This is a genomic window from Candidatus Cloacimonas acidaminovorans str. Evry, assembly GCF_000146065.2.
Classification (GTDB): Bacteria; Cloacimonadota; Cloacimonadia; order Cloacimonadales; family Cloacimonadaceae; genus Cloacimonas; species Cloacimonas acidaminivorans.
This window is the reverse complement of the sequence record NC_020449.1, coordinates 1949257-1971688: the sequence shown is the minus strand read 5'-3', so window position 1 is coordinate 1971688 and position 22432 is coordinate 1949257. Positions and strand designations below refer to the sequence as shown.

Here is a 22432-nt window from a genome sequence, read left to right as displayed (position 1 = left end):
GGAAAATTAAAGGTCTTTGAAAGGATTATCAGCTGCCGGATTTACTTTCTGATTGGCATATTTACGCCACTCCTCATCACTGCGATTTCTTCCACCCCGGCGTGGATTTGAACTGCGAATTTTTTCGTTATGCTGATCTCTATAGTTATGTTCTTCCGAACGGACGCGTTCTTCAGCCAATTCTACAGGTGAACGATCGGTATAATCAAGAGTAATTCTATGATTTTCTTTATCTATGGCAGTTACCATCAAAGTTACCGGCTCGCCTGTTTGGAAGGTGTCATTTTTCCGTACCCGGGATTTGGGCAACAGACCTGTAATTCCTTCACTGATAGTAACAAAAACGCCGAAATTGGTAGAGCTTTCCACAATTCCTTCAAAAGGGGTTTCCAGCTGAATAATTTCATCTATTTTATCCCAGGGGTCTGCTTCCAATGCCTTCAGCGATAGAGATATCTTATGAGTATCTTCATCTATGCGTAAAATTTGAACTTGAACCCAGTCCCCTTCTTTCACAATATCCCGGGGATGAGAAATATTGCGATTACGGCTCATTTCAGAAATAGGAATAAGACCTTCAACACCGGGTTTCAATTCAGCAAAAGCTCCAAAATTGTGTAAACGGAGAACACGACAATTGATGATATCTCCTTCATGCAGTTCTTTCATTGCTACTTCAAAGGGGTCTTCAAGCAAGACCTTACGCGAAAGAGCAATTTTTTCTCCCTTGATATCCAGAATTTTAACCTCAATTTCCTGACCTTTTTTCAGTTCGTCTTGCGGTCTAACAATGTGCTGCCAGGAAATTTCGGAAACATGCATTAAACCTTCAATTCCGCCCAAGTCAATAAAAGCTCCGAAAGTAGTCATTCTTAAGACCTTACCTTTAACGATATCACCTACTTTCAATTTGGCTAAAGCCGTTTCTTTTCTTTCCTGTTCTCGCATTTCTTCCAGTTGACGATGCGAAACAACTATCCGCCTGCAATTTTCGGAACATTCAATAACCAGAAAATCAAGAGTTTTTCCTATAAACTGAGAACTATCTTCCACAGGATGCAATGAGACCTGTGATACGGGACAAAATGCCCGTGCTCCAAGAATATCTACATTGAAACCACCCTTCGTTGGAGTATATATTTTTCCCTGCACCGGGATTTTTTTCTCAAATGCCTCAAGAATGGATTGTTTATCTACATACTGTTTAGTCAAGCTCCGCGCAACGACATAGCCATTTTCATTCTGGTCAACAACATAACCCTTTAAGTTGTCACCTACTTTGTAAGGCAAAACTCCTCTGGAATCGGAAAACTCTCCGATTTCGGCATAAGCATCAAATTTACCGCCTAAATTAAGGATTATGTATTGTTCGCCGATGCTTACAATGGGAGCTTCAATAACATCGCCCTTTTTAATTTCTGCTGTGTTTTGAAAGGATTCTTCAAGCATCCGCAGATATTCTTCTTTCATTTCTTTCATTGCAGTTTTACTGCTATTGGAATGTACCTTGTCTGACATAAGATTCTCCTAAAGGCATTTCAGAAAACCACGATTTAGAGTGGCTGTTTTTTGTAAAGATTTTTATTTATTCAGCTTATTTCAGGAGATAAAAAGAAGCTGAGAATTACGATTTTCAGGGACGGTTTTTCAAACTGTAAACCTGTTTTGCCTTTTTTTGTTTGACATTTCCTGCCTCATAAAAATCTGTTGCCTGTAAAATTGAGAAAATATACTGTTTATATATCTTACAATACTCACAGATAAAGGACTGACAATGGAAAATGCCTACCCGGAACTGGATAAAATTCTGGCTAAATTTCAGGACAAGAAAGGTTCTCTGATACCCCTTCTGCAAGAAGTCCAAAAAGAAAGGGGTTATTTATCCAGAGAAACAATGCAATATTTAGCGGATAAAATGGAAATACCTTCTGCGGAAATATTTGGTGTAGCCACCTTTTATTCTATGTTTCGCTTAAAACCGCAGGGTAAACATTTAATCCGGGTCTGTAAAGGAACTGCCTGTCATGTTTCAGATGTTGACAGTATAAAAAATGCCATAATTGAAATATTACAGCTTCCCGAAGGTGAAAACACTACATCCGATATGCAATTTACGGTTATGGAAGTTGCCTGTTTGGGCTGTTGTTCTTTAGCGCCGGTAATTATGATTGATGGTAAAACTTATGGCAAACTTGTTCCCGAGGCAATTCCTGCCATTCTGAATCAATACAAAAACGGGGATTCTGAATGAATAATATAATCGTAAAAGTTGGTTTGGCAAGTTGTGGTGTAGCTGCTGGTGCTCAAGAAGTGTATCTTGCTTTGGAACAATATCTTAATGCCAATTCCAGACCTGTAATTTTGAAAAAGACAGCTTGCATTGGAATGTGTTTTGAGGAGCCAATTGTGCAATTTGTGGGTTCCGAACTTGGTTCCATTCATATCGGTAAAGCCAATCCGGAAACTATAACTCATATACTGGAGGACTATATAGCAGGAAAAACTCCTGCTGAAAACATAATTTTAGCGGAAAAGATTAGTGGTAAGCATAATGCTCTTTTGGCAAATCAGCAAAGAATAGTTTTGCGCAATTGCGGAATTATAGACCCGGAATGTATTGAGGATTATGAAGCCAGAGAGGGATATCAAGCCCTGAAAAAAGCCCTGAAAATGGAAAGAAATGCCATAATTGAGGAGATTAAGAAATCCGGTTTAAGAGGAAGAGGTGGAGCCGGTTTTCCTACAGGACTGAAATGGCAACTTTGCGCATTTGAAAATTCAAGCAAGAAATATGTGATTTGTAACGCCGATGAAGGAGACCCTGGTGCTTTTATGGACCGCAGTACTCTGGAAGGTGATCCCCATTCCGTGATTGAAGGTATGATTATTGGTGCTTATGCTATTGGTGCTAATGAGGGTTATATTTACTGCCGGGCAGAATATCCTATGGCTTTGGAACATTTGAAAACTGCAATTTCTGCCGCCGAAAAAAAGGGTTATCTGGGGAAAAACATTCTGGGTAGCTCTTTCAGTTTTGCTTTACACATCAAAGAAGGTGCAGGTGCTTTCGTTTGCGGAGAAGAAACTGCTTTAATGCAATCTATTGAAGGGAAAAGAGGTATGCCTACTTTACGCCCTCCTTATCCTGCAGTTAAAGGACTTTGGGGCAAACCAACAAACATCAATAATGTAGAGACCTGGGCAAATATTCCCTGGATAATTATGCACGGTGCACAGGAATTTAGGAAATACGGAACGGAAAAATCACCCGGAACCAAGGTTTTTGCTTTAGCTGGAAAAATTGCCGGTAGCGGTTTAATTGAAGTTCCAATGGGAATTCCCCTGAAGGATATTATCTATAAGGTTGGAGGTGGAATGAAGACAGCCAATCCCTTTAAAGCGGTTCAAATGGGAGGTCCTTCCGGGGGTTGCATTCCTGCCGAAAAACTTGAGACCATAGTTGATTACGATTCTATTACTGCAACAGGTGCAATTATGGGTTCCGGAGGAATGGTAGTAATGGATTCAGGAACCTGTATGGTTGATGTAGCAAGGTTTTTCCTGAATTTTACCCAAAACGAATCCTGCGGGAAATGCACTTTCTGCAGAATAGGCACAAAACGAATGCTGGAAATTTTAACCCGCATAACGGAAGGAAAAGGTGAATTGCAAGACCTGGATAACCTGGAAGAACTGGCAGAAAATGTTATTAAGGGTTCTCTTTGTGGTTTGGGACAAACAGCTCCTGACCCTGTTCTTACTACTTTACATTATTTTAGGGATGAATATTTGGCTCATATTGTTGATAAACATTGTCCTGCAGGTGTTTGCACTTCCTTGATACAATATAAAATCAATCCCGAAAAATGTGTCGGCTGCACTCTTTGTGCCAGAAAATGTCCTGTTTCCTGCATTTCCGGAAGAACAAAACAAGTGCATAAAATAGATCAAAGCAAATGTATCAAATGCGGAGCTTGCCAAAATGTTTGCAAGTTCAATGCAGTAATTAAAGAATAGGTGTGCAGGCAATGATAGATGTAATATTGAATGGGAAAACGGTTAAAGCAGAACCAGGCATCACTATTTTAGAACTTGCCAGACAAAATAATATTGAAATTCCTACTTTATGTAATGATGAAGAACTTGGCTCTTATGGTTCCTGTTGGGTCTGCTTAGTAGAAGTGAAAAGCCGAAAGGGTTTTGTAACTTCTTGCGGAACAACTGTTTCTGAAGGAATGGAAATTATAACCGATAGCGAGTCAATCCATAAAGCGCGTAAAATGGCTTTGGAATTACTTATTTCCAATCACTATGCGGATTGTGTTGCTCCCTGCACAGTTGCTTGCCCTGATTTTGTTGATATTCAGACCTATGTTTCTTTGATAGCTAACGGAAAATATCATGAGGCAGTGAAAGTTATTAAAGAGAAACTGCCAATGCCATTAACCCTTGGTCGTATTTGTCCTGCCTTTTGTGAAAAGGAATGCAGAAGACAAATTGTGGATGAAAGCATTGCTATTCGTCAGCTGAAAAGATATGCTGCCGATATGGATAACGAAGATGTGTGGAATTATGTTCCCGAAAGGTTACCTTCTAAAAACAAAAGAGTTGCTATTATCGGAGCAGGACCCAGCGGACTAACCTGTGGCTATTATCTTTCCAACTGGGGTTATGAAGTTATTATTTATGAAGCAGCTCCGAAAGCAGGTGGTTGGTTGCGTTATGGAATTCCGGAATTTCGGCTTCCCAAAGATGTTTTGGATGCGGAAATAGAGCTGATGTGCACGAATGGAATGCAGATTGAATATAATAAACAATTGGGGAAAGATATCTTTTTGCAAGACCTGGCACAGGATTTTGCTGCCGTTTATCTTGCAATAGGAGCACAAAAAGCAGTTCAAATGCCGGTTAAAGGCAGTGATTTAGAAGGTTGCTTCTTAGGGGTTGATTTTTTGAAAGCGCACGCTTTAGGCAATTCACCTGATTTAGGATTAAAAGTAGCTATCGTCGGAGGAGGAAATACTGCCGTTGATTGTGCCCGAACTGCCGTTAGAAAAGGTTGTGAGGTTTCAGTTATTTACAGAAGAACTAAAGCTGAAATGCCTGCCGAGCCAAGTGAAATTGCCGCTTGTGAAAAAGAAGGCGTTAAATTCTTCTATCTTGCCAATCCTGTTGAATATATAGGCAAGGGTGAACATCTAACCAGCGTAAAAATAGAAAAAATGCGTTTAGGAGAACCAGATAAAAGCGGAAGAAGAAGACCTGAACCTACCGGTGAATATTTTGAACTGCCTTTTGACAGCATCATTGCTGCTATTTCCCAAGTTCCGGAAGTGGATATTTTTGCCCGCCAGGAGAACTATATTGAGGACAAGATTTTGCCTATTTCCCGTTGGCAAACCGCTATTGTAGATGAATCAACTATGTTTACCGGCTTGGGCAATGTTTTTGCCGGAGGTGATTTTAGAAGAGGTGCTGCTACCGCAATTGAAGCTATTGCCGATGGAAGGATAGCTGCAACCGCTATAAACAGGTTTTTGGAAACGGGAGAAATAACCCCAGAGCTGATGCCTTTTGACAGTAAAAAAGCTAATACATTACAAGAAGTTAGCCCAGAAGAGTATTCTATATATGAAAAAATTGAGCGCCAAGAGATGCCAGAACTGCCTGTAATTGAGGCAAAAAATAGTTTTAAAGAAGTGGAGCTCGGTTTTTCTGAAGAGACGGCAAAGGCAGAAGCAAAACGTTGTTTGGAATGTGGTTGTTTTGTTAATGAGACCTGCTCCCTGCGTAAATATTGCACAGATTATTTTGTAAATCCCGCTCAATTTTTAGGGGATAAAAATAAACATCCTATTGATTACAGTCATCCTTTTATTATGCGGGATCCCAATAAGTGTATATATTGCGGGCGCTGTATCAGAACCTGCGCCGAAATTCAGGGTCCTGCAGTTTTGGGCTATATTTATAGAGGTTTTGCCACTCTTGTAGCTCCCGAATTTGGGGATTCGTTAACCAAGACAAGCTGTTTATCCTGTGGCAAATGCATTGATGTTTGTCCCGTAGGTGCTTTAATGCAAAGGACTGTTCACTATAAATTCAATCCTTATCCCAAAGATATCTCTCTGCAAAATTGTGGTTTATGTGGAGTGGGCTGTTTTATTCAAACCGAAACACAAGCAGGAATTGTTACCCGGGTTACAACTCCCCAAGAGGAACCTGCTTTTAACGGTAAAAATCTCTGTTTTAAGGGAAGATTTGGCTGGCAGAGCTTTTATGACAAAGATAGATTGAAAGTTCCGCTGTTTAAGGAAAACGGCATTTTTAAGGAAATTAGCTGGCAGGAAGCAACTGATTTAATAGCCAAAGAAATTTCTTTATGCAGTTCAAAACGCTTTGAAATTAGTCCTTATATTTCTCTGGAAGAAATGCTGATACTGCAAAGAGCTGCTCATAAATATGAGACAGAACTTTCTGCCAATCCTGTTTTTTCCGCCTTCAGCGATGTTTTTCTTAACTTAAGTCCGCAAAAAGAACCCTATAAAATTCTGGATAAATTTGAGCAATATGTTGTTTACGGAGAACTAAATCAGGTGCTGGCAACTTTAATCCGCTTACAGCAAAGAAAGGGAAAGAAATTAACTTTAGTAAACTATCCGGAAAATGCGTTTTGTCGTTTTGCCGATGCTGTTTATAACAATCTGGCAGAAGTTCAGGCAACGGATAAGACACTCTTTATCTATAATCAAAATCGCATTTCGGAACAGGAAGCTTTTGCCTTATGGTGTTTTGCTTCTGAACAGGGAACCGATAATCTTCTGGTTTCTACCGATTTTCGTAATCATCTTGGTTGTTTAGCTATGCAGCCGGATTTCTCTCTTTCCGTTTCGGATTTTGTTTTAAGTTGGGGTGTCTATCCCGCTTTAGCCAATCAAGCAAAATTTAGTGTTGCCATAATGACTTTTGAAGATGAAAAAGCACCCGTGGATTTGTTAATTCCGGCTCCGAGTTTTCTGGAAATGACAGGAACCGCTTTAAGTGATTTGGGGCAGATAACAAAAAGTGCCAATCCTGCCAAGTCCATTATTATAAATGAATTGATGCGTTTGTTTTATACTTTGAATTGGATTAATCCCAATAGTGCGGAAGTGCCTTTTTGGAACCAAGAAGCGGAAAAGTTGCTGGTTAGTTTACAGAATTATGTTCCTGCCAAGTTTGAGCCATCAGCTGTTAAAATTGCCGAATTAAGCAAAACTATCAAGTTTATTCCTGCTCAAGCAGAAAAGTATATCACTGCACTTTTTGAGCAATGTAAAAGGGCAACCAGCTTTTCCGGAAGGTTGATTTCCTCGTCAGCAAATATGTAAATCAGGAGTCGTTTGCACCTTAATATTTTTTCTTGGGTTATATCTTTCAAGGTGCAAAGGACTCATAACGGCTTTAATACAAATTTAGAGAAGGAATTATGGTCGTTATGAGTCCTCACCACTAAACTAAATATAGGGTAGTGTAAAAGTTAGTTAAGCGTTGATGACCCCCTAACTTTCAAGTATATAAAAAAATTATCTCCTTGTTTCACCTTTCCACTTTTCCACTTTTCCACTTTTTCACCTTTCTACCTTTCTACTTTTTTGCGGAGGAACGGTGTCTTCCGGCTACATAGATATCAGCCATAACAGCATTTCTTTTAGCTTTGGATAGAGAATGCAATTCATAGCCAAGTTCTTGGTGTTTTTGTTGAAGAGCTGTTAGAATATCTGTAGCAGAGTGTTTTTGTAGCATTTCCTGCCACATACTTTTGTATTCTTCTTTATTCCAATACAGGTTTAAGAGCTTGGCAAAATTTTCCAATTGCTGTATTTCCTCAAAAGAAAGGGCATCGGAAGAAAGACATTGATAGGGTGGTTGGCTGAGCCATTTATAATTTAATTCCGAGGCAATTTTCTGCATCGGGGTATCGGGTAAAATTTTTAAAATGCCAAGTTGAACAGCATCCGGAAGAATAGCGCAGACCTCATTTAAGCCATTTAATACGGAAGCATAATTTTCCCCGGGCAAACCGGCAAGCAAGTCAGTGTGGATGTGTACTTTAGTGCGTTTTTTCAGTTCCTGTAAAACCCATTTTGTCTTTTCCCAATTGGACTTTCTGCCACAATTCAAAGCTACTTCCGAGTTTATTGTCTGAATACCAATTTCCCAACGGATTCTATTTTCCGGTGCTTTTTCCAGTAAAGCAATATCGTCTTCTTCCAACAAATCGGGGTAGATTTCAAAATGGACATCGCACGGGCAATTTTGTTCCATAAAGAACTTCCAAATATAGTGTGCCAGCTGTTTATGGAGATTAAAACTGCGGTCTACGAATTTTATAGTTCTTGGCTGAAAAGAAATCAGGGTCTCCAATTCCTTATTCAGGCATTGCATATCTTTTTGGTTATTTGGCTGATAGCGAAGTTCGGAGCGTTTATCATTTGCCGAAAGACAATAAATGCAGGCAAAAGGGCAGCCCCTAAATGTTTCATAATATAGCAATTTGCCTTTTAAAGTATCCCCATCGCTTTCTCTGTAAGGGAAAGGAATATCTTTCAAGGGAATATGTTTAGCCCGAGAAAGGTCTTCATCATTAGCAGAAAAATCGTGTTCTGCCAGAAAGCGAAATTTTCCTTCACCAGCACCTTGGACAATATAAAGCCCTTTTCTTTTCAGGAAGGATAAACTTTCCGCTTCAGGACCGCCAATTACAATAACTGCTTCAGGCAATAACTTGATAACTTCTGGAATCAATTCCTGCAAATAAAGACGGTTCCAAATGTAAGCAGAAAAACAAATTACCTCTGCCTTTTGGCGATAGATTTCAAACAGCACATCCAAAAGCCGGTCTTTTAATGTCCATTCCTTGAGAATAACATCATAGGGCAAATCCCCAATCATTTCCCGTAAGTAGTATATTGCAGGATTGGATTGACTCCAGCTGCTGTTTATGGATAGGAGAAGAACTTTTTTCACCTTTTCCTTCTTTTTTTTACACCGAGCGCACTGAAAACACGGAGAGCACCGAGAAGATAATAATAAGATTATTTATTAGACCGTTAATTACGCCTGAATTTAATCCGGTAGCTCCAATGGCTCCAGTCAGTTGCGTGCTATAATTTCTAACTTAAATCTTCAAGAAAAATCTGCTTTTTCTCCTTGTTTTCAACCCTATATCGCATTTAACCATCCCAATTGATTCCCATATTGCGATATGGGAACGATATGGGAATGATATGGGAAGCATAAGGGATAGAATTATGGATTTTTTAATCGGGTTCATTCCTTGCTTCGGGGATGGCCCTTTTTATATGCTTCCTTAATATCTTCCAGGGAAATGTGGGTATAGGTCTCTGTAGTAGAGAGCAGAGAGTGTCCTAAAAGTTCCTGGATGGCTCTTAAATCTGCTCCTCTGGAAAGCAAATGGGTAGCAAAACTGTGTCTTAAAGAATGAGGAGAATAGCCCTTAGCTTTGGCAACGAGTTCAAAATAGCGTTTTAGAATAATATCCAGCTGTTTTGTGTCAAATGCTTTACCGCTTTTAGTTAAAAAGAGCAAATCGGGACTATTTTCTCGCATAAATTGGGGACGCACCTTTAAATAGTTATTTATTGCTTCAATAGCATAAGAACCAAGGGGCACAATACGCTGTTTATTGCCTTTTCCTGTAACCCTTACTAATCCTCTTTTCAAATCAATATCCTGCAAACGGATTCCTGCCAGTTCGGAAATACGTAATCCGGAAGAATATAAGGTCTCCAAAATTGCCTTATTCCTTATTCCGAAGGGACTATCGGTATCCGGAATAGAAAGCAAAGTGCGCACTTCTTCTTCGGTAAAACATTTGGGAAGAGGAACTTCATATTTGGGACGCTTAATTTTTTCCATAGGGTTATTCTGAATAAAACCGCTTCTTTTACAATAGCGGAAAAAGGAATTTAAGGCAGCACTTTTACGCGCTAAAGAGCGGTTACAATCAGGTTTTTCATTAAGAAAGCGGAAAAAATCCCGAATATTAAGAACGGTAATTCCTTTTATATCCACTTCGCCATTTTCAAAATAGCGTTGAATAAATGAATGGAATTGTTCCAAATCCAGCTTATAGGCAGTAATCGTTCTGGGCGATTTACCTTCCAAAGCAAGATAATTGCAGAAATCAGCTATATATTTTTCCATAAATCCATTTTTTTTCTTGCCTTAAAACTTATCAAGCAAAAAATGGTATTAAGTAAAAAAAGGGAGGACGAATGAACCGGTTTATTGACGAAAGTGCTAAAATTGGAATGAATGTAACCTTGGGCAATAATGTCGTTATTATGGCAGGAGTCCAGATTGGAAATGACTGTCTGATAGGGCATAATGTTATTATTCATCCGGATACAAAAATCGGAAATGCCTGCCGGATAGATGATGGAACCATAATTGGCAAAAAACCGCTTTCCTCTCCACGCAGTATTTTTAAAGTGCCAACAGACCTGAAAGGCACAGAAATAGGGGATTTTTGCCAGATTGGCAGCAATGTAATTATTTATTGTCAATGCACAATCGGTAACCGTAATTTGATTGCTGATCTGGCAACTATTCGGGAAAATGTTACTTTAGGCGATTTAAACATAGTCGGCAGAAATGTTACAATTGAGAACTTTGTGCATATAGGCAACAGAAATAAACTGGAAACAAACTGCTATGTTACTGCCTATTCGGAAATTGGTGACTATTGTTTTATAGCTCCTTGTGTAGCAACAAGTAACGATAATTATATGGGTCGCGATAAAGAACGCTTTAAACATTTCAAAGGAGTAACGATGATGACTGGTTCCAGGATAGGAGTTAACGCTACAATCCTGCCAGGAAAGACAATTCATAGTGATGGAACTGTTGCAGGGGGAGCGGTTGTTACCAAAGATGTTCCCGCTAAAACAATCGTGGCAGGAAATCCGGCAAAGCCATTTAGCGAAGTTCCCGAACCCCAATTGCTGGAAAATAATCTGGATAAACAATGAAAACACTAATAATTATACCAACTTATAACGAAATAGACAATATTGAAAAGCTCTTGGAACAGGTTTTAGCCAAAAGCGAAACAATTGAAGTGCTGGTGATTGATGATAACTCTCCAGATGGCACTGCGTTAAGAGTTAAATTTATGCAAAGTTCCGAACCCCGCATTCATTTACTGGAGCGTCCAGGAAAAATGGGTCTTGGTTCTGCTTATGTTACAGGTTTTAAATACGCGTTGGAAAGGGACTATGATTACATTATGGAGATGGATGCCGATTTTTCTCATAATCCTGAAGATATTCCTCTCTTGCTAAATGCTGCCAAAAAATACGATTTAGTAATTGGTAGTCGCTATTGTGAAGGTGTAAATATTATTCACTGGCCTATCAAAAGATTGCTAATCAGTTACTTTGCCAGTAAATATGTCCGCACAATTACCAGGATGCCTGTTAAAGACCCAACCAGCGGATTCAAATGTTTTCAGCGTAAGGTTCTGGAAAATATTGATTTGGATAAAATCCTCTCCGATGGATATGCCTTTCAGATAGAAATGAATTTTAGAGCTTGGGTGAAAGGTTTTCACATCAAAGAAATCCCAATTGTCTTTACGGAACGCAAAAACGGCGTCTCTAAAATGAGCCGAAAAATCGTTTGGGAAGCTGCCTGGATGGTTTGGCGACTGGAAGTTATGAAAATTTTGGGATTGCTGAAATAGCGAAAATAACAGGTAACTAATGCTGGAAAGAATCAATAATCCCGATAAATTAAATGAAGATGTAGAGCTGGATAGAGCCCTACGTCCCAGAACCTTAAAGGAATTTATCGGGCAAACTCATATCAAGGAACTTTTGGATATCAGTATTAAGGCAGCCAAACTGCGTGGGGAATCGCTTGATCATATCCTTTTATACGGGCCTCCTGGCTTGGGAAAAACAACCCTGGCAGGAATTATTGCTCGCGAAATGGGAGTTAATATAACTGTTTCCAGTGGTCCGGTTATTGAAAAACCCTCGGATTTAGCAGGCATTTTAACTAATCTCCAGCGTCACGAAACACTGTTCATAGATGAAATTCATCGTCTCTCCCATATTATTGAAGAATATATCTATCCCGCTATGGAGGATTTTGAAATGGAAATCATTCTGGATAGCGGTCCCAATTCCCGCACCTTAAAAATTCCTCTGGAACATTTTACTCTTGTTGGAGCTACTACCAGAGCGGGTTTGCTTACTCCTCCTCTGCGTGATAGATTTGGTATTATTCTGCGTTTGGATTATTACGATCAGGAGTCCATTGCCCAAATTATTCGCCGAAGTGCACGCTTGTTAAATATTCCAACGGAAGATGATGGCGTTCAAGAAATTGCCAGACGCAGTAGAGGCACTCCTCGTATTGCTAATCGTTTACTTAGAAGAGTGCGAGATTATGCTCAAATAAAAGGGGAAGGAATTATAACTTTAGATATTGCTTTGTCTGCTTTACAAATGCTGCAGGTGGATAATGCCGGCTTGGATGAAATGGATAAACGCATTTTAACGACGATTATTGAAAATTATAATGGAGGCCCTGTAGGCATTAAAACAATCGCTACTGCCATTGGAGAAGATTCCGGAACCATAGAAGAAATTTTTGAACCCTATTTGGTGCAGCAGGGTTTTCTGGAACGCAGTCCCCAGGGCAGAAAAGTTACTTTCAAAGCATACAAGCACTTAGGTTTAACTCCTGCCTCCGCGCAGACAGAGATTTTTTAACAGAGGCAAATGCACACAAAAACAGTGATTTCAGGCATTCGCTGGACTCTTTCTACAACTATTTTAAGAAGAGCTATTAGTTTAATCCTTTTTATCTTTCTGGCAAAATGGCTAACTCAAACTGATTTTGGCATTTACCGCAGTTTTTCCGCTATTTTGGCATTGCTAACTTATGTTACTCATTTGGGGTTGGATTATCTGTATCTTGTTTCCAGACAAAAAGAAAGGGTAAATTTTCTGGCTCTTTTGCAGACGGGACTTCTTGTTTCTGCTATTATAACTGTTTTATTGGCTGTTTTTGGTAAAAACATTGGTGCCTATTATCATAGTGCAGAACTGGGCAAAGTTCTTTCTTATGGCGGAGGTTTGATTTTTATTGAATCTCTGCGTAGGATTGTGCGTGTTTATGCGCAAAAGAAGTTTCAGTTTAAAGACCTGGCTTTGGCAGAAACGATAAATGTTATTATCTATTCTGTTCTTTGCCTTGCACTTATCTATTTTTGGCGTTATGCTTGGTTGTTTATTGTGCTATTTTATATAGGTAATCTGGCTGAATTAGTTTATCTGTGTGTTAAACTGCCGCGCTTGCCTCTATCTTTACTGAAAAGGGTTTTTAGCTTTAAGTGGCTGAAAAAGACGCTTGCACTTTTTTCCCGTAATAGTAATTTCCTGCTTATGGTTAATGCCATAGACCTGTTGCAGGCATATTCTATCAATGCTCCAATTCTTTTTTTGGGGACTTTGGTGGAACCGGCTTTAATGGGTGTTTATTTCTTTGCTTCACAATTGATTGCTATTCCCGTAGGGATGTTGAATACCTCTTTTGCTCAGGTTTTCTTTCCGGTTTTAGCTCAGAGTGAAAAGTCCGCAAGTGTTGTAGGAATAAGGCATTATACTTCTCTGGTTTTAAAAATAGGCATTCCTGCTTTGATTGTTTATGCTCTTCTTTTACAGTATCTTGTTCCTGTAATTTGGGGTGATAAATGGCTGGCGGCAATGCCGTTAATTCTTTATTTGGTAATCTATTATGGAACCAGTATGCTGCATAATCCGATTAGCGGAATACCATTTATTTGCCGCAAACCGCAATGGGAATTGCTGTGGAATATAATTACTCTTGGTTTGCGTATTTTAGTTCTGTATTTGGGTTTGCAGGTAAGTTTTGCCTTTGCTATCCTGCTGTTTTGTTTAGTTAGTGCAGTTATGCACTTTGCTTTTTACTATATGTCCTTAGCTTTGTTAAAAGCGGATTTATGGCAGATAACTATTGATATTTTAACTTATCTTCCTGTGTTGCTTGTGCTTGCGTTGGGATGCCTGTATATGGGGAAATTCTCTATTGTTTTTCCGCTGGTTGTGCTTATAGGTTACGGAATATATCTTTGGATAGCAGAAAGGGATACACTGAAAGAAGTGCTGTCTCTGATAAAAAAGTAGCCCGAGTTTATTTACACTGAGAACACCGAGAAGAATGGCTTTTTATATTTCTTAAATAAAAGCCATTTAGCATCCCTGCAAAAGCAGAAATCCAGATCAGTTTTAATAATATTACGGTAAATTCAAAATAGAGGCAATATTATTTCCCATCCAAGGTTAGCAATCAGCTGTTTAGCTTTGCTTTTTTGGCTTTCCGGAATTTTTTGCAGTTCGTTTTGAATAGCTCTATGGGAAAGAATTTTTAAGGCAGGAGCGTTTTTCCGCATTGCCTTAAAGGTCTTTTCTTCAATAGAAAAATTAAAGCGCATAGCAAATTGCAGGGCTCTCAGCATCCTTAAAGGGTCTTCCGTAAAACTTAAGTTCGGGTCTTTTACGGTGCGGATAATTCCCTGTTGCAAATCATTCAGTCCTTTTTGGCATAAATCCAAAATTTCACCTGTTGTAATAGCCATCAGCAAAGCATTGATAGTAAAATCCCTTCTGAGAACATCATCTACTAAAGTTCCAAATTCCACTTTCGGATAGCGGTTATTGGGGAAATATTGTTCTTTGCGGGTAGCCACAAATTCCAGTTGCAAGTTTTTATAGAGTAAGGAGGCAGTTCCGAAACTTTTATGAATCACTAATTCACTTGCCTGCAATCGGTTCTGCAAATATTGGGCAAGGGCAATTCCTCCTTCAGGAAGTTCCACACAGATATCTACATCACCTTTTAGGGTTGCATCAGGGTCTAAGATAAAGTCCCTAACGCATCCACCGGCAAAATAACTTTTATCAGCAAATTCACTGTCCTGAATTAGCTCTCTGAGAAATAAACGCAATTCCTTCAAGTTCATAGAATTAAATCCCCGATAACGCTGTTGGAAACAAATAATGCTTTTTCGGTTAATTCCAAATTATGCTCTGTTAAATTCAACATTCCTATCTGTTGCAGTTTTAATATTCTTTCTCCATATAGTTCGGTAAGCTTAACTTGGAAACGGTTGTAAAATTCATCCAGACCAATACCTTCTTTTAAACGCAAACCCATCATAAGATAGTCCTGAATTATTCTTTGCTGGGAAAGTTCTTCTTTCTGTGGGAATGTTTCACCTTTTTCTATGCTTTGATAATAGAGATTCAGGTCTGCAGAATTTTGATAACGAATAGGAGAAATCCAACCTGCAGAAGAGGCACCTAAAGCTAAGTAATCATCATTATGCCAATATCTTAAGTTGTGTTGAGAGGTATAACCCGGAAGGGCAAAATTGGAAATTTCATAGTGTATATAGCCCTCTTTTTCCAAATAGTTACAAAGGAAAGCATATTGCTCTGCCTGAATTTCTTCATTGGGCAAATTATTTTTCTCTTTTGCCAGTTTACAATCCGCATCCAAAGTTAAGAGGTAGCAGGAAATATGTTCCGGTTTCAGTTCCAAGTATTTTTCCACTGTCCTTTGCAAGGTCTGAAGAGTGCTATAAGGCAAACCGTAAATCAGGTCTAAGGAAAGATTTTCATAGCCAAAATGACGGCAGAGAGCTATTTTTTCCTGAATTTGTTCCGGTTTATGATGTCTTTCCAGAAAATTCAGTTCTTCCTGATTCATACTTTGGAGTCCGATAGATAACCGATTGATAGGTGTTGTTTTAAGTGCTTGCAGATAGGTTGGGGTTATTTGTAAAGGATTGATTTCCAAAGTAATTTCCGCCTCGGGAAGCATATTCAGTCCGCTTAAAATATGCCTAATTTGCTCAGCATTTAGCAAAGAAGGAGTTCCACCGCCAAAGTAAATTGTGGCTAAAGGACGGTTTAATTTATTGAGGTAAAGGGATTTTTCCTTTTCCAGATAGTCAACATATTCATTTAAAACACTGTTACGATAAGGCACATTGAAAAAACTGCAATATCCGCAACGGCTAAGACAAAAAGGAATATGGATATACAGTCCTAACGGGGATGACGGAAAATCCTGTTCCATCGGATATGAGGTTCGTCATAGAGTTTGTTAAATTCAATACCTCTACTGAAGAAAATCAGCCAGGGAGTTCCAGTAATGTATTTTCGTTCCAGGAAACCCCAATAACGGCTATCTTCACTAACATCACGATTATCACCCATCACAAAGTAACTCTTTTCCGGAACTTTGACAGGACCAAACCAGTCACGGTTAAATATTTTCCGCACAGCTGAAGAATCACCTTCAATTTTTACTCTGTAGGGTTCATACCAAGGGTTCATTGAAACATAATCAAAGCTGTTTTCCGGATAGGTAAAATATTCAATTCGTTCCGGAGCGGCAGGTGGACTGGGAATGGCAACACCGTAATTTTCAAAACCGCCGGTGTATTCTTTACCGTTTACATAAACAATTTTGTCTTTGATTTCAACTATGTCTCCAGGCATACCGATAACTCTTTTCACTACATTTCTGCGGGCATAATAGCAGATATGAAAGGCAGTGAAAGGATGTTTAGCAAAACTATGCCTTTTATTAATATAGATAGGGGGAAAGATTTTTATAAAATCATCTTTATAATCTTCGTGTTCAGGAGTGCCTTCTTCTATTTTAGGATAGCGAAAAGTGACTATTTCACCTTGCTTGGGATCGTTAAAAAAATACTTTATTTTGTTGGCAATCAAGTAATCACCCACTAAAAGCGTTTTTTCCATTGAGGAAGAAGGGATCAGAAAATTTTCAAAAGTGTAATTGCGGATGATCATTGCTACCACAAAAGCAAAAAGAATTGCTTCCATCCAATCCTGCAAACCGGGTTTGCGTTTATGAAACTTTTTCCCCTCCGGAGGAGGAGTTAAAGTGTAAGGCAGGTTGTCAGATTTTGTTTTGTCACGCTTGGGAGTGATTTTTTCCTTCATCAATTAGTATCCTTTTTGTTATCTGCAATTTAGTTACCAACCTATGAAAGTGCTGTTTGTGTCAAGCAAAATGGTAAAATTGGTTTTTTGGCTCACGCAGAGTAAGCAGATTTTGTTTACACCGAAAACACGGAAAACACAGAGGACACCGAAAAAAAATAGACCACAGATTACACGGATGAAACGGACTTAATAGGGACAGGAATGGAATGTATAGGAACGGATAAAACCGTATCTTTGGGCTTATTGATAGTCCATATTTCCCGGATCAATTCAATCATTTTTCTTTCTTCATTCTTAGTCATTACTCAACATCAACTTTCTGGAGAAGATAAACTTTCATCTTTTAGGGGCATAAACAGGTTTTCTATGATATCCGTAGGAAGGATAGAAGGGAAATAGCGTTGTTTGGCAAGTTCTTCAGCTGTTTTACCCATAATAAAAGAAGCATTGATAGCTGCTTCTCCCAGTTCCATTTTTTGTCCGCAAAAGGAACCGATAATACCGGCTAAAACATCTCCGCTGCCGCCTGTAGCAAGTCCATCATTACCACTGATATTAATAAACATTCTTTTCCCGTCGCTAAAGATTGTAGTATCGCTTTTCAGGAGGACTTTTGCCCCGGTCTTTTTAATATAATTTTCCAAGGCGGTAGGAATATCTTTAACCAGTTTATCCATATCCATATCTGTCAGGGTGCAGAATTCTCCCAAATGAGGTGTCAGCAGGATATTAGGTTTTTTAAGATATTGTTGCAGAGAAGGGTCTTTGGCAATTATGCGTAGAGCATCGGCATCTACAACTGTAGGAACTGTAGATGTTCTTAAAATATATTCCAGCATATAGGTGCCATAATTATCAAATCCCAAGCCGGGACCTATAACAACGCTATCGGCTGTTTTAAAAAGGGTAGTAAATAACTTGAGATCGGGAGTTAATGTTCCTTCAATTCTGGGGATACCGATAAATAAAAATTCCGCAGGATTGGCATTATAGAAATACTTATTTTCCTCACGACTGATTAAATAGACCAAACCGGCTCCTGCACGTAGCGCAGCTCTTGTAGCCAAAGCTGCGGCACCTAATAAACCGTAACTTCCTCCGATTATAAAAACCCTGCCGTAGTTGCTTTTGTTAGCATAATAATAGCGTTCGGGCAAGCGAAATGTTTTATTATCAATAAAAATAGCCGGAGTAAAAAAGGCATCGTTATAATGCTCGGGAATTCCGATGGGGATAGTATAGACCTTTCCGCATTTAATTTTTCCTTCTCGTAAAAAGAACCCCATTTTATAAGAATGAAGGGTTAAGGTTACATCTGCCCGAAAGGCATCTTCTCCTTCTCCAGTTGCGCCATTTAGTCCGGAAGGTATATCAATAGCTACTTTGAGAGCAGAGTTATCATCAACACTTTGAAATATTTTTTTCAGAGATGAAGGCAATTTACTCTTAAATCCCGTTCCGAAGACAGCATCAATAATCATTGTAACACCTGGTACATTTTCTAAGATATCCAGGTTATCATATTCCTTGTTTAATTCAAAAGTAGGTATTTTTAGAGCTTTACAAAGTTTAAAATTGTGGCGAGTTTCTTCGGTCATTTCTCCCTTCTGAACTTGTAAGAGAATGACTTGTTTTCCGTAATTTTGGAGCCAACGAGCAAGGACAAAGCCATCTCCGCTGTTATTTCCTTCACCATGCAGGATAATAATAACCCCTTTTGTTTCTTCCGGATAGTTCTTAATCAGAAAATCGGCACAGCCCCTTCCGGCATTTTCCATTAGAATAGAAGCTGGGATGCCGAAACAATTGATGGTATTTTCATCCAGGGTTTTCATTTGTGAGGGTGTAAAAACATAAGCCATTATTTCTCCTTATTTGTTTCCTGAACAGGAAGTTTTATTTCAAAAGTAGTGCCTTCGCCAATTGTGCTTTGCAGAACTTTTATATGTCCGTTATGGTATTCTTCAATAATGCGTTTAGCCAAGCTTAAACCCAAACCCCAACCCCGGGTTTTAGTAGTAACTCCAGGTTCAAAAATGCGTTTCCATTGGCGATGAGGAATACCTTTTCCTTCATCACGGATATGAATATAAATCCAGGGATTTTTATGGGTAGCGGTAATAATGATATTTCCGCCTTTTTGGCTCATAGCGTCCACGCAATTTTTAATCAGATTTTCCAATGACCATTTAATGAGGTCTTTATCCATAAGTACCATAACTCCTTCAATTTTGCTGATGTAATGAATATTGATCTTGTGTCCCAGGTGAGGCATTCTTTCCCGAAAGTATTCTACTGTTTCAGAAATAATCCGGTCCAGATTTTGCGGTTCCAGTTTAGTGATACTGCCTACTTTTCCAAAGCGGGAAGCGATTGTTTTCAAATGTTCCAGGTCGGCAGTCATATATTGCACAATTTGATCTATATCGCGCACACAGCCATCTGGAGAAGGTTCTTTCAGGTAATCCAGCCATCCCATTAAAGAAGTTATGGGGGTTCCAAACTGGTGAGCAGTTTCTTTGGCTAAACTAATCCAGAGGGTATCTTTTTCGGTTCTGCTTAGTAAAAACAAGCCATAAATGCCAAAGAAAACAACCATTAAAGCCAAAATCAATTCCAAAATAACGATGTAGCGTATATAGGAAAGGGATTTGGGAGTGGAAAAATAAATATAGCCCAAACTATCTGCAGCATTAGAAAGCGGAATTTCATCCATCGTTTTAATCTGATGAGCCAGCTTTTGCTGTTCTTCCGTAGAGATTTCATAGTAATTGGCTGTTTCCGGAATACCGACATTTCTCCAGAAGAGGGGTTGTTTATAGTGGTCGGTCACGATAATTGAACAATCTACATTTTTAATGAACTCGGCAAAAGAAACGGGTTTACTGTAATAGGCATAACCGCTAATTCTGCCATCATCCGTTAAAGGCATTTGAACCATCGTCTTCATCAAGTTTTCCAATTTTTTCTGATTTTCAGGGGAAAGCTCGTGAAAAAGGGTATCTGTAGGCACACCAACATTTTTCCACAGCAGGGGTTGAAAATTTTGATCGGTAATGATTACGGGAACCGGATTATCCTGCATAAATTCAGTGCTGATATAATCCCAGAGGTCTTGTTTAAAGTCCCTGGAAGTAGTAAATTGCAAATATTTGGAACTTATTTCGGTAATTAATTGGGCATTGCGTTCCGCTTCTCTTAAATATCTATCGGTGTAAGCAATATACTGGGCGAAAATGCGCGGAATATATTCCTGTTCCTTTTTTGCCTGTTTCAGGAGAAACTGAATATAGACGGCAAAGAAAATAAAGATTGCCAAGCTGCCGAAAATCAGGATAAACCGAAGACGATTGAAGAGATTAGTGCTTTTTGGTTCTTTCCCAGTGAGAATCGAGTTCTTCAAGACCGGCTTCATTAATGTCTTCTCCGTTTTTAAGGTAATGTTCTTCAATTGTATTAAACCTGCGGGTAAATTTACGGATGCATTCCTTCAAAGCGGATTCTGCATCTATATGTAACTTTCTTGCCATGTTTACCAAAGTAAAAATCATATCTCCCAGTTCTTCTTTAATGGCATCTTGCTCATTACTATTCAGCGCTTCGGCAAGTTCATCCCTTTCTTCATCCAGTTTTTCCAGAATGGGTTTTATATCCTGCCAGTCAAAACCAACGGAAGCAGCTTTTTCCTGAGTTCTTTGTGCCTGAATAAGCGCAGGCAGTGATTTTGGAATTCCTTCCAAAACACTTTTCCGTTCAGTTTTTTCCGCTTTTTTTAAGCGCTCCCAATTTTGTTTAACTTCATCAGCATCGGTTAAATGGAGGTCACCAAAAATATGAGGATGACGGCGGATAAGTTTACTGCTAATTTCTTCCAGGACATCGTCTATATTCCATAAACCCTGTTCTTTAGAAATCTGTGCCTGCATAACAATGTGCAGCATCAGGTCGCCTAATTCTTCTTTTAAAGCATCATAATCCTTATTTTCAATTGCTTCCACTACTTCATACAGTTCTTCAATGAAATTGGGAACTAAGGACTCGCGGGTCTGTTTCAAATCCCAGGGGCAACCTTTGGCGGGAGTTCTTAAGGTAGCTACTATTTCTACCAGTTGTTCAAATTTGTTCATATTGCCTCGGCATCCAGTTATCGGGATGCGAAATTTCGTTAATAATAGCAAAAAGTATCCAGTAATGATGTTCCCAAATAATAGAACTGGGTAGAATAGAAGTTGGCAGGAACATCAAAAGCGCAAAGAAATACATTTCGTAATAATGTCTGTTTTCCGGGTTCATTTTTATGGCACGCCACAATCTGTAAAACCACAGCACATAAAGATAAGCAAAACCCAGAAAGAAAACAATGCCGTAATTGGTAAGCAGTTCCAGAAAGAAATTATGGGAATTGGAAATTCCGCCTGTTTTATACATTCTTCCTGCGAGCATATAATGTTCCACATTTCCGGCTCCAACACCCTTAAAACCGCTTTCAGCCAATATTTCCAAATTTTGGGGAATTAAGCGGGTGCGTATTTTAATGCTGCTCATTGTGAAGGACTTTGATTCCTGTCCGATACTGCTTATTTCTTCGGCAAACATTTCTGTGCCAAAGGAAACGAGGGGTTTGGCAAAAATTACCAAACCGACAATTATTAAAGCCATCAGGAATAAACTTAATTTTCTCATTCGTGCAGAATAAAGAAAAATAAAGGCAAACAGAAACAAACAGGAACAGGCAATAATAGCAATTCTGGCACCTTCAATGACTATAATGCCCATAATAGTGAAAAAACAAAGCAGGGAAATTACCCCCCAAAACTTGCTCTTTTTTATTTCCGGAAGAAACAGGATAAAAGGAAGTAACAGATTAAAAGCGGCAGCTAACTGATTAGGTCCGTAAAAAGGACCAGTAGGAACAAAATTGGTCTTATTATAATAAAGCGATTGAGGCAGATGTTGCCAGGTAAGCATTTCCCATAAAGCAATTACAATATAAACCAAAATCACGGAAAACCAGAACCAAGGAGCATATTTTTTCACCGTCTGATGGCGGCAGAAGATGCTTACTATAATGAAAAGCATTGCTTTTTTCAATATCAGTATGGAATGAACAACCGAGACCTGTTTCACGAAAGACCAATTATAACTTAAAAAGGAATAACTTGTCCAAGCCAGCATAAACATTGCAGGAAGGAAATTTATCTTGTTGATAACGATTAAATCCGGATTTATCAAAGCGTAGATTACACACAGGCAGGCAACAAACAAAAAATACATATTGTTAATTCCCATTGCTACCGGAAAGCATTCCAGAACGAAACTTATTAGCAGAAAGGGAGTTATCAGGTTGCCTAATCTGA

18 protein-coding genes are annotated in these 22432 nt (G+C 38.9%); 7 read left to right on the top strand and 11 right to left on the bottom strand.

The annotated features are described in order from the left end of the window. Positions 1–6 precede the first annotated feature (6 nt). Entirely contained in the window at positions 7–1518 is a 1512-nt protein-coding gene (locus tag CLOAM_RS07935; RefSeq protein ID WP_015425381.1) for a S1 RNA-binding domain-containing protein, read from the bottom strand. Between the two features lie 256 nt (positions 1519–1774). Between CLOAM_RS07935 and nuoE the strand changes: the two genes are divergently transcribed. Genes nuoE through CLOAM_RS07920 form a run of 3 tightly spaced genes read left to right on the top strand, consistent with a single transcriptional unit; the run spans position 1775 to position 7367 of the window. Further along, entirely contained in the window at positions 1775–2251 is a 477-nt protein-coding gene (gene nuoE, locus CLOAM_RS07930) for an NADH-quinone oxidoreductase subunit NuoE (RefSeq protein ID WP_015425380.1), read from the top strand. After that, positions 2248–4017, top strand: coding sequence for an NADH-quinone oxidoreductase subunit NuoF (locus CLOAM_RS07925; protein WP_015425379.1), 1770 nt, complete (start codon positions 2248–2250; stop codon positions 4015–4017). Before nuoE ends, CLOAM_RS07925 begins: the two co-directional genes overlap by 4 nt. An 11-nt stretch (positions 4018–4028) precedes the next feature. Further along, the gene (locus CLOAM_RS07920) at positions 4029–7367 is read left to right on the top strand and encodes an FAD-dependent oxidoreductase (protein WP_052293580.1); all 3339 of its coding nucleotides are present in this window, start codon (positions 4029–4031) and stop codon (positions 7365–7367) included. A gap of 256 nt (positions 7368–7623) precedes the next feature. Here CLOAM_RS07920 and CLOAM_RS07915 read toward each other — a convergent pair whose 3' ends face one another. Together CLOAM_RS07915 and xerA are read right to left on the bottom strand one after the other, a co-directional pair. Further along, complete coding sequence (locus CLOAM_RS07915) at positions 7624–9006, bottom strand: B12-binding domain-containing radical SAM protein (protein ID WP_015425377.1); 1383 nt, start codon at positions 9004–9006, stop codon at positions 7624–7626. 303 nt (positions 9007–9309) lie between these two features. Beyond that, on the bottom strand, positions 9310–10206 hold the full coding sequence (gene xerA, locus CLOAM_RS07910; RefSeq protein WP_015425376.1) for a site-specific tyrosine recombinase/integron integrase: 897 nt from the start codon (positions 10204–10206) through the stop codon (positions 9310–9312). A gap of 71 nt (positions 10207–10277) precedes the next feature. Between xerA and CLOAM_RS07905 the strand changes: the two genes are divergently transcribed. Genes CLOAM_RS07905 through CLOAM_RS07890 form a run of 4 tightly spaced genes read left to right on the top strand, consistent with a single transcriptional unit; the run spans position 10278 to position 14219 of the window. Then, positions 10278–11033, top strand: a complete 756-nt coding sequence (locus tag CLOAM_RS07905; protein WP_015425375.1) for an acyltransferase — start codon at positions 10278–10280, stop codon at positions 11031–11033. After that, on the top strand, positions 11030–11746 hold the full coding sequence (locus CLOAM_RS07900; RefSeq protein WP_015425374.1) for a polyprenol monophosphomannose synthase: 717 nt from the start codon (positions 11030–11032) through the stop codon (positions 11744–11746). The genes CLOAM_RS07905 and CLOAM_RS07900 overlap by 4 nt, the downstream gene beginning before the upstream one ends. A 19-nt stretch (positions 11747–11765) precedes the next feature. Beyond that, the gene (ruvB, locus tag CLOAM_RS07895) at positions 11766–12782 is read left to right on the top strand and encodes a Holliday junction branch migration DNA helicase RuvB (protein ID WP_015425373.1); all 1017 of its coding nucleotides are present in this window, start codon (positions 11766–11768) and stop codon (positions 12780–12782) included. 9 nt (positions 12783–12791) lie between these two features. Continuing rightward, positions 12792–14219: an oligosaccharide flippase family protein gene (locus CLOAM_RS07890; RefSeq protein ID WP_015425372.1), complete on the top strand. Its 1428-nt coding sequence runs from the start codon at positions 12792–12794 to the stop codon at positions 14217–14219. A gap of 122 nt (positions 14220–14341) precedes the next feature. Here the strand turns inward: CLOAM_RS07890 and CLOAM_RS07885 are convergent, their stop codons facing one another. From CLOAM_RS07885 to CLOAM_RS07855, 8 genes are all read right to left on the bottom strand, one after another. Continuing rightward, positions 14342–15055 carry a tRNA nucleotidyltransferase/poly(A) polymerase family protein gene (locus CLOAM_RS07885; protein ID WP_015425371.1) on the bottom strand — a complete coding sequence of 238 codons (714 nt, stop codon included), beginning with the start codon at positions 15053–15055 and terminating at the stop codon, positions 14342–14344. Beyond that, positions 15052–16176 (bottom strand): radical SAM family heme chaperone HemW, encoded by a 1125-nt coding sequence (gene hemW, locus CLOAM_RS07880; protein WP_015425370.1) that lies wholly within the window; start codon positions 16174–16176, stop codon positions 15052–15054. The genes CLOAM_RS07885 and hemW overlap by 4 nt, the downstream gene beginning before the upstream one ends. After that, positions 16146–17072: a signal peptidase I gene (lepB, locus tag CLOAM_RS07875; RefSeq protein WP_044279094.1), complete on the bottom strand. Its 927-nt coding sequence runs from the start codon at positions 17070–17072 to the stop codon at positions 16146–16148. Before lepB ends, hemW begins: the two co-directional genes overlap by 31 nt. A 170-nt stretch (positions 17073–17242) precedes the next feature. After that, entirely contained in the window at positions 17243–17377 is a 135-nt protein-coding gene (locus CLOAM_RS10080) for a hypothetical protein (protein WP_269764013.1), read from the bottom strand. A gap of 9 nt (positions 17378–17386) precedes the next feature. Beyond that, positions 17387–18937 (bottom strand): NAD(P)H-hydrate dehydratase, encoded by a 1551-nt coding sequence (locus tag CLOAM_RS07870; RefSeq protein ID WP_015425368.1) that lies wholly within the window; start codon positions 18935–18937, stop codon positions 17387–17389. Next, a complete protein-coding gene (locus CLOAM_RS07865; RefSeq protein WP_232502676.1) occupies positions 18937–20490 on the bottom strand; it encodes a sensor histidine kinase in 1554 nt (517 codons plus the stop codon). Before CLOAM_RS07865 ends, CLOAM_RS07870 begins: the two co-directional genes overlap by 1 nt. Further along, the gene (gene mazG, locus CLOAM_RS07860) at positions 20435–21202 is read right to left on the bottom strand and encodes a nucleoside triphosphate pyrophosphohydrolase (protein ID WP_015425366.1); all 768 of its coding nucleotides are present in this window, start codon (positions 21200–21202) and stop codon (positions 20435–20437) included. Before mazG ends, CLOAM_RS07865 begins: the two co-directional genes overlap by 56 nt. Further along, the gene (locus CLOAM_RS07855; protein ID WP_232502675.1) at positions 21189–22349 is read right to left on the bottom strand and encodes an O-antigen ligase family protein; all 1161 of its coding nucleotides are present in this window, start codon (positions 22347–22349) and stop codon (positions 21189–21191) included. The genes mazG and CLOAM_RS07855 overlap by 14 nt, the downstream gene beginning before the upstream one ends. Between the last annotated feature and the right edge of the window lie 83 nt (positions 22350–22432).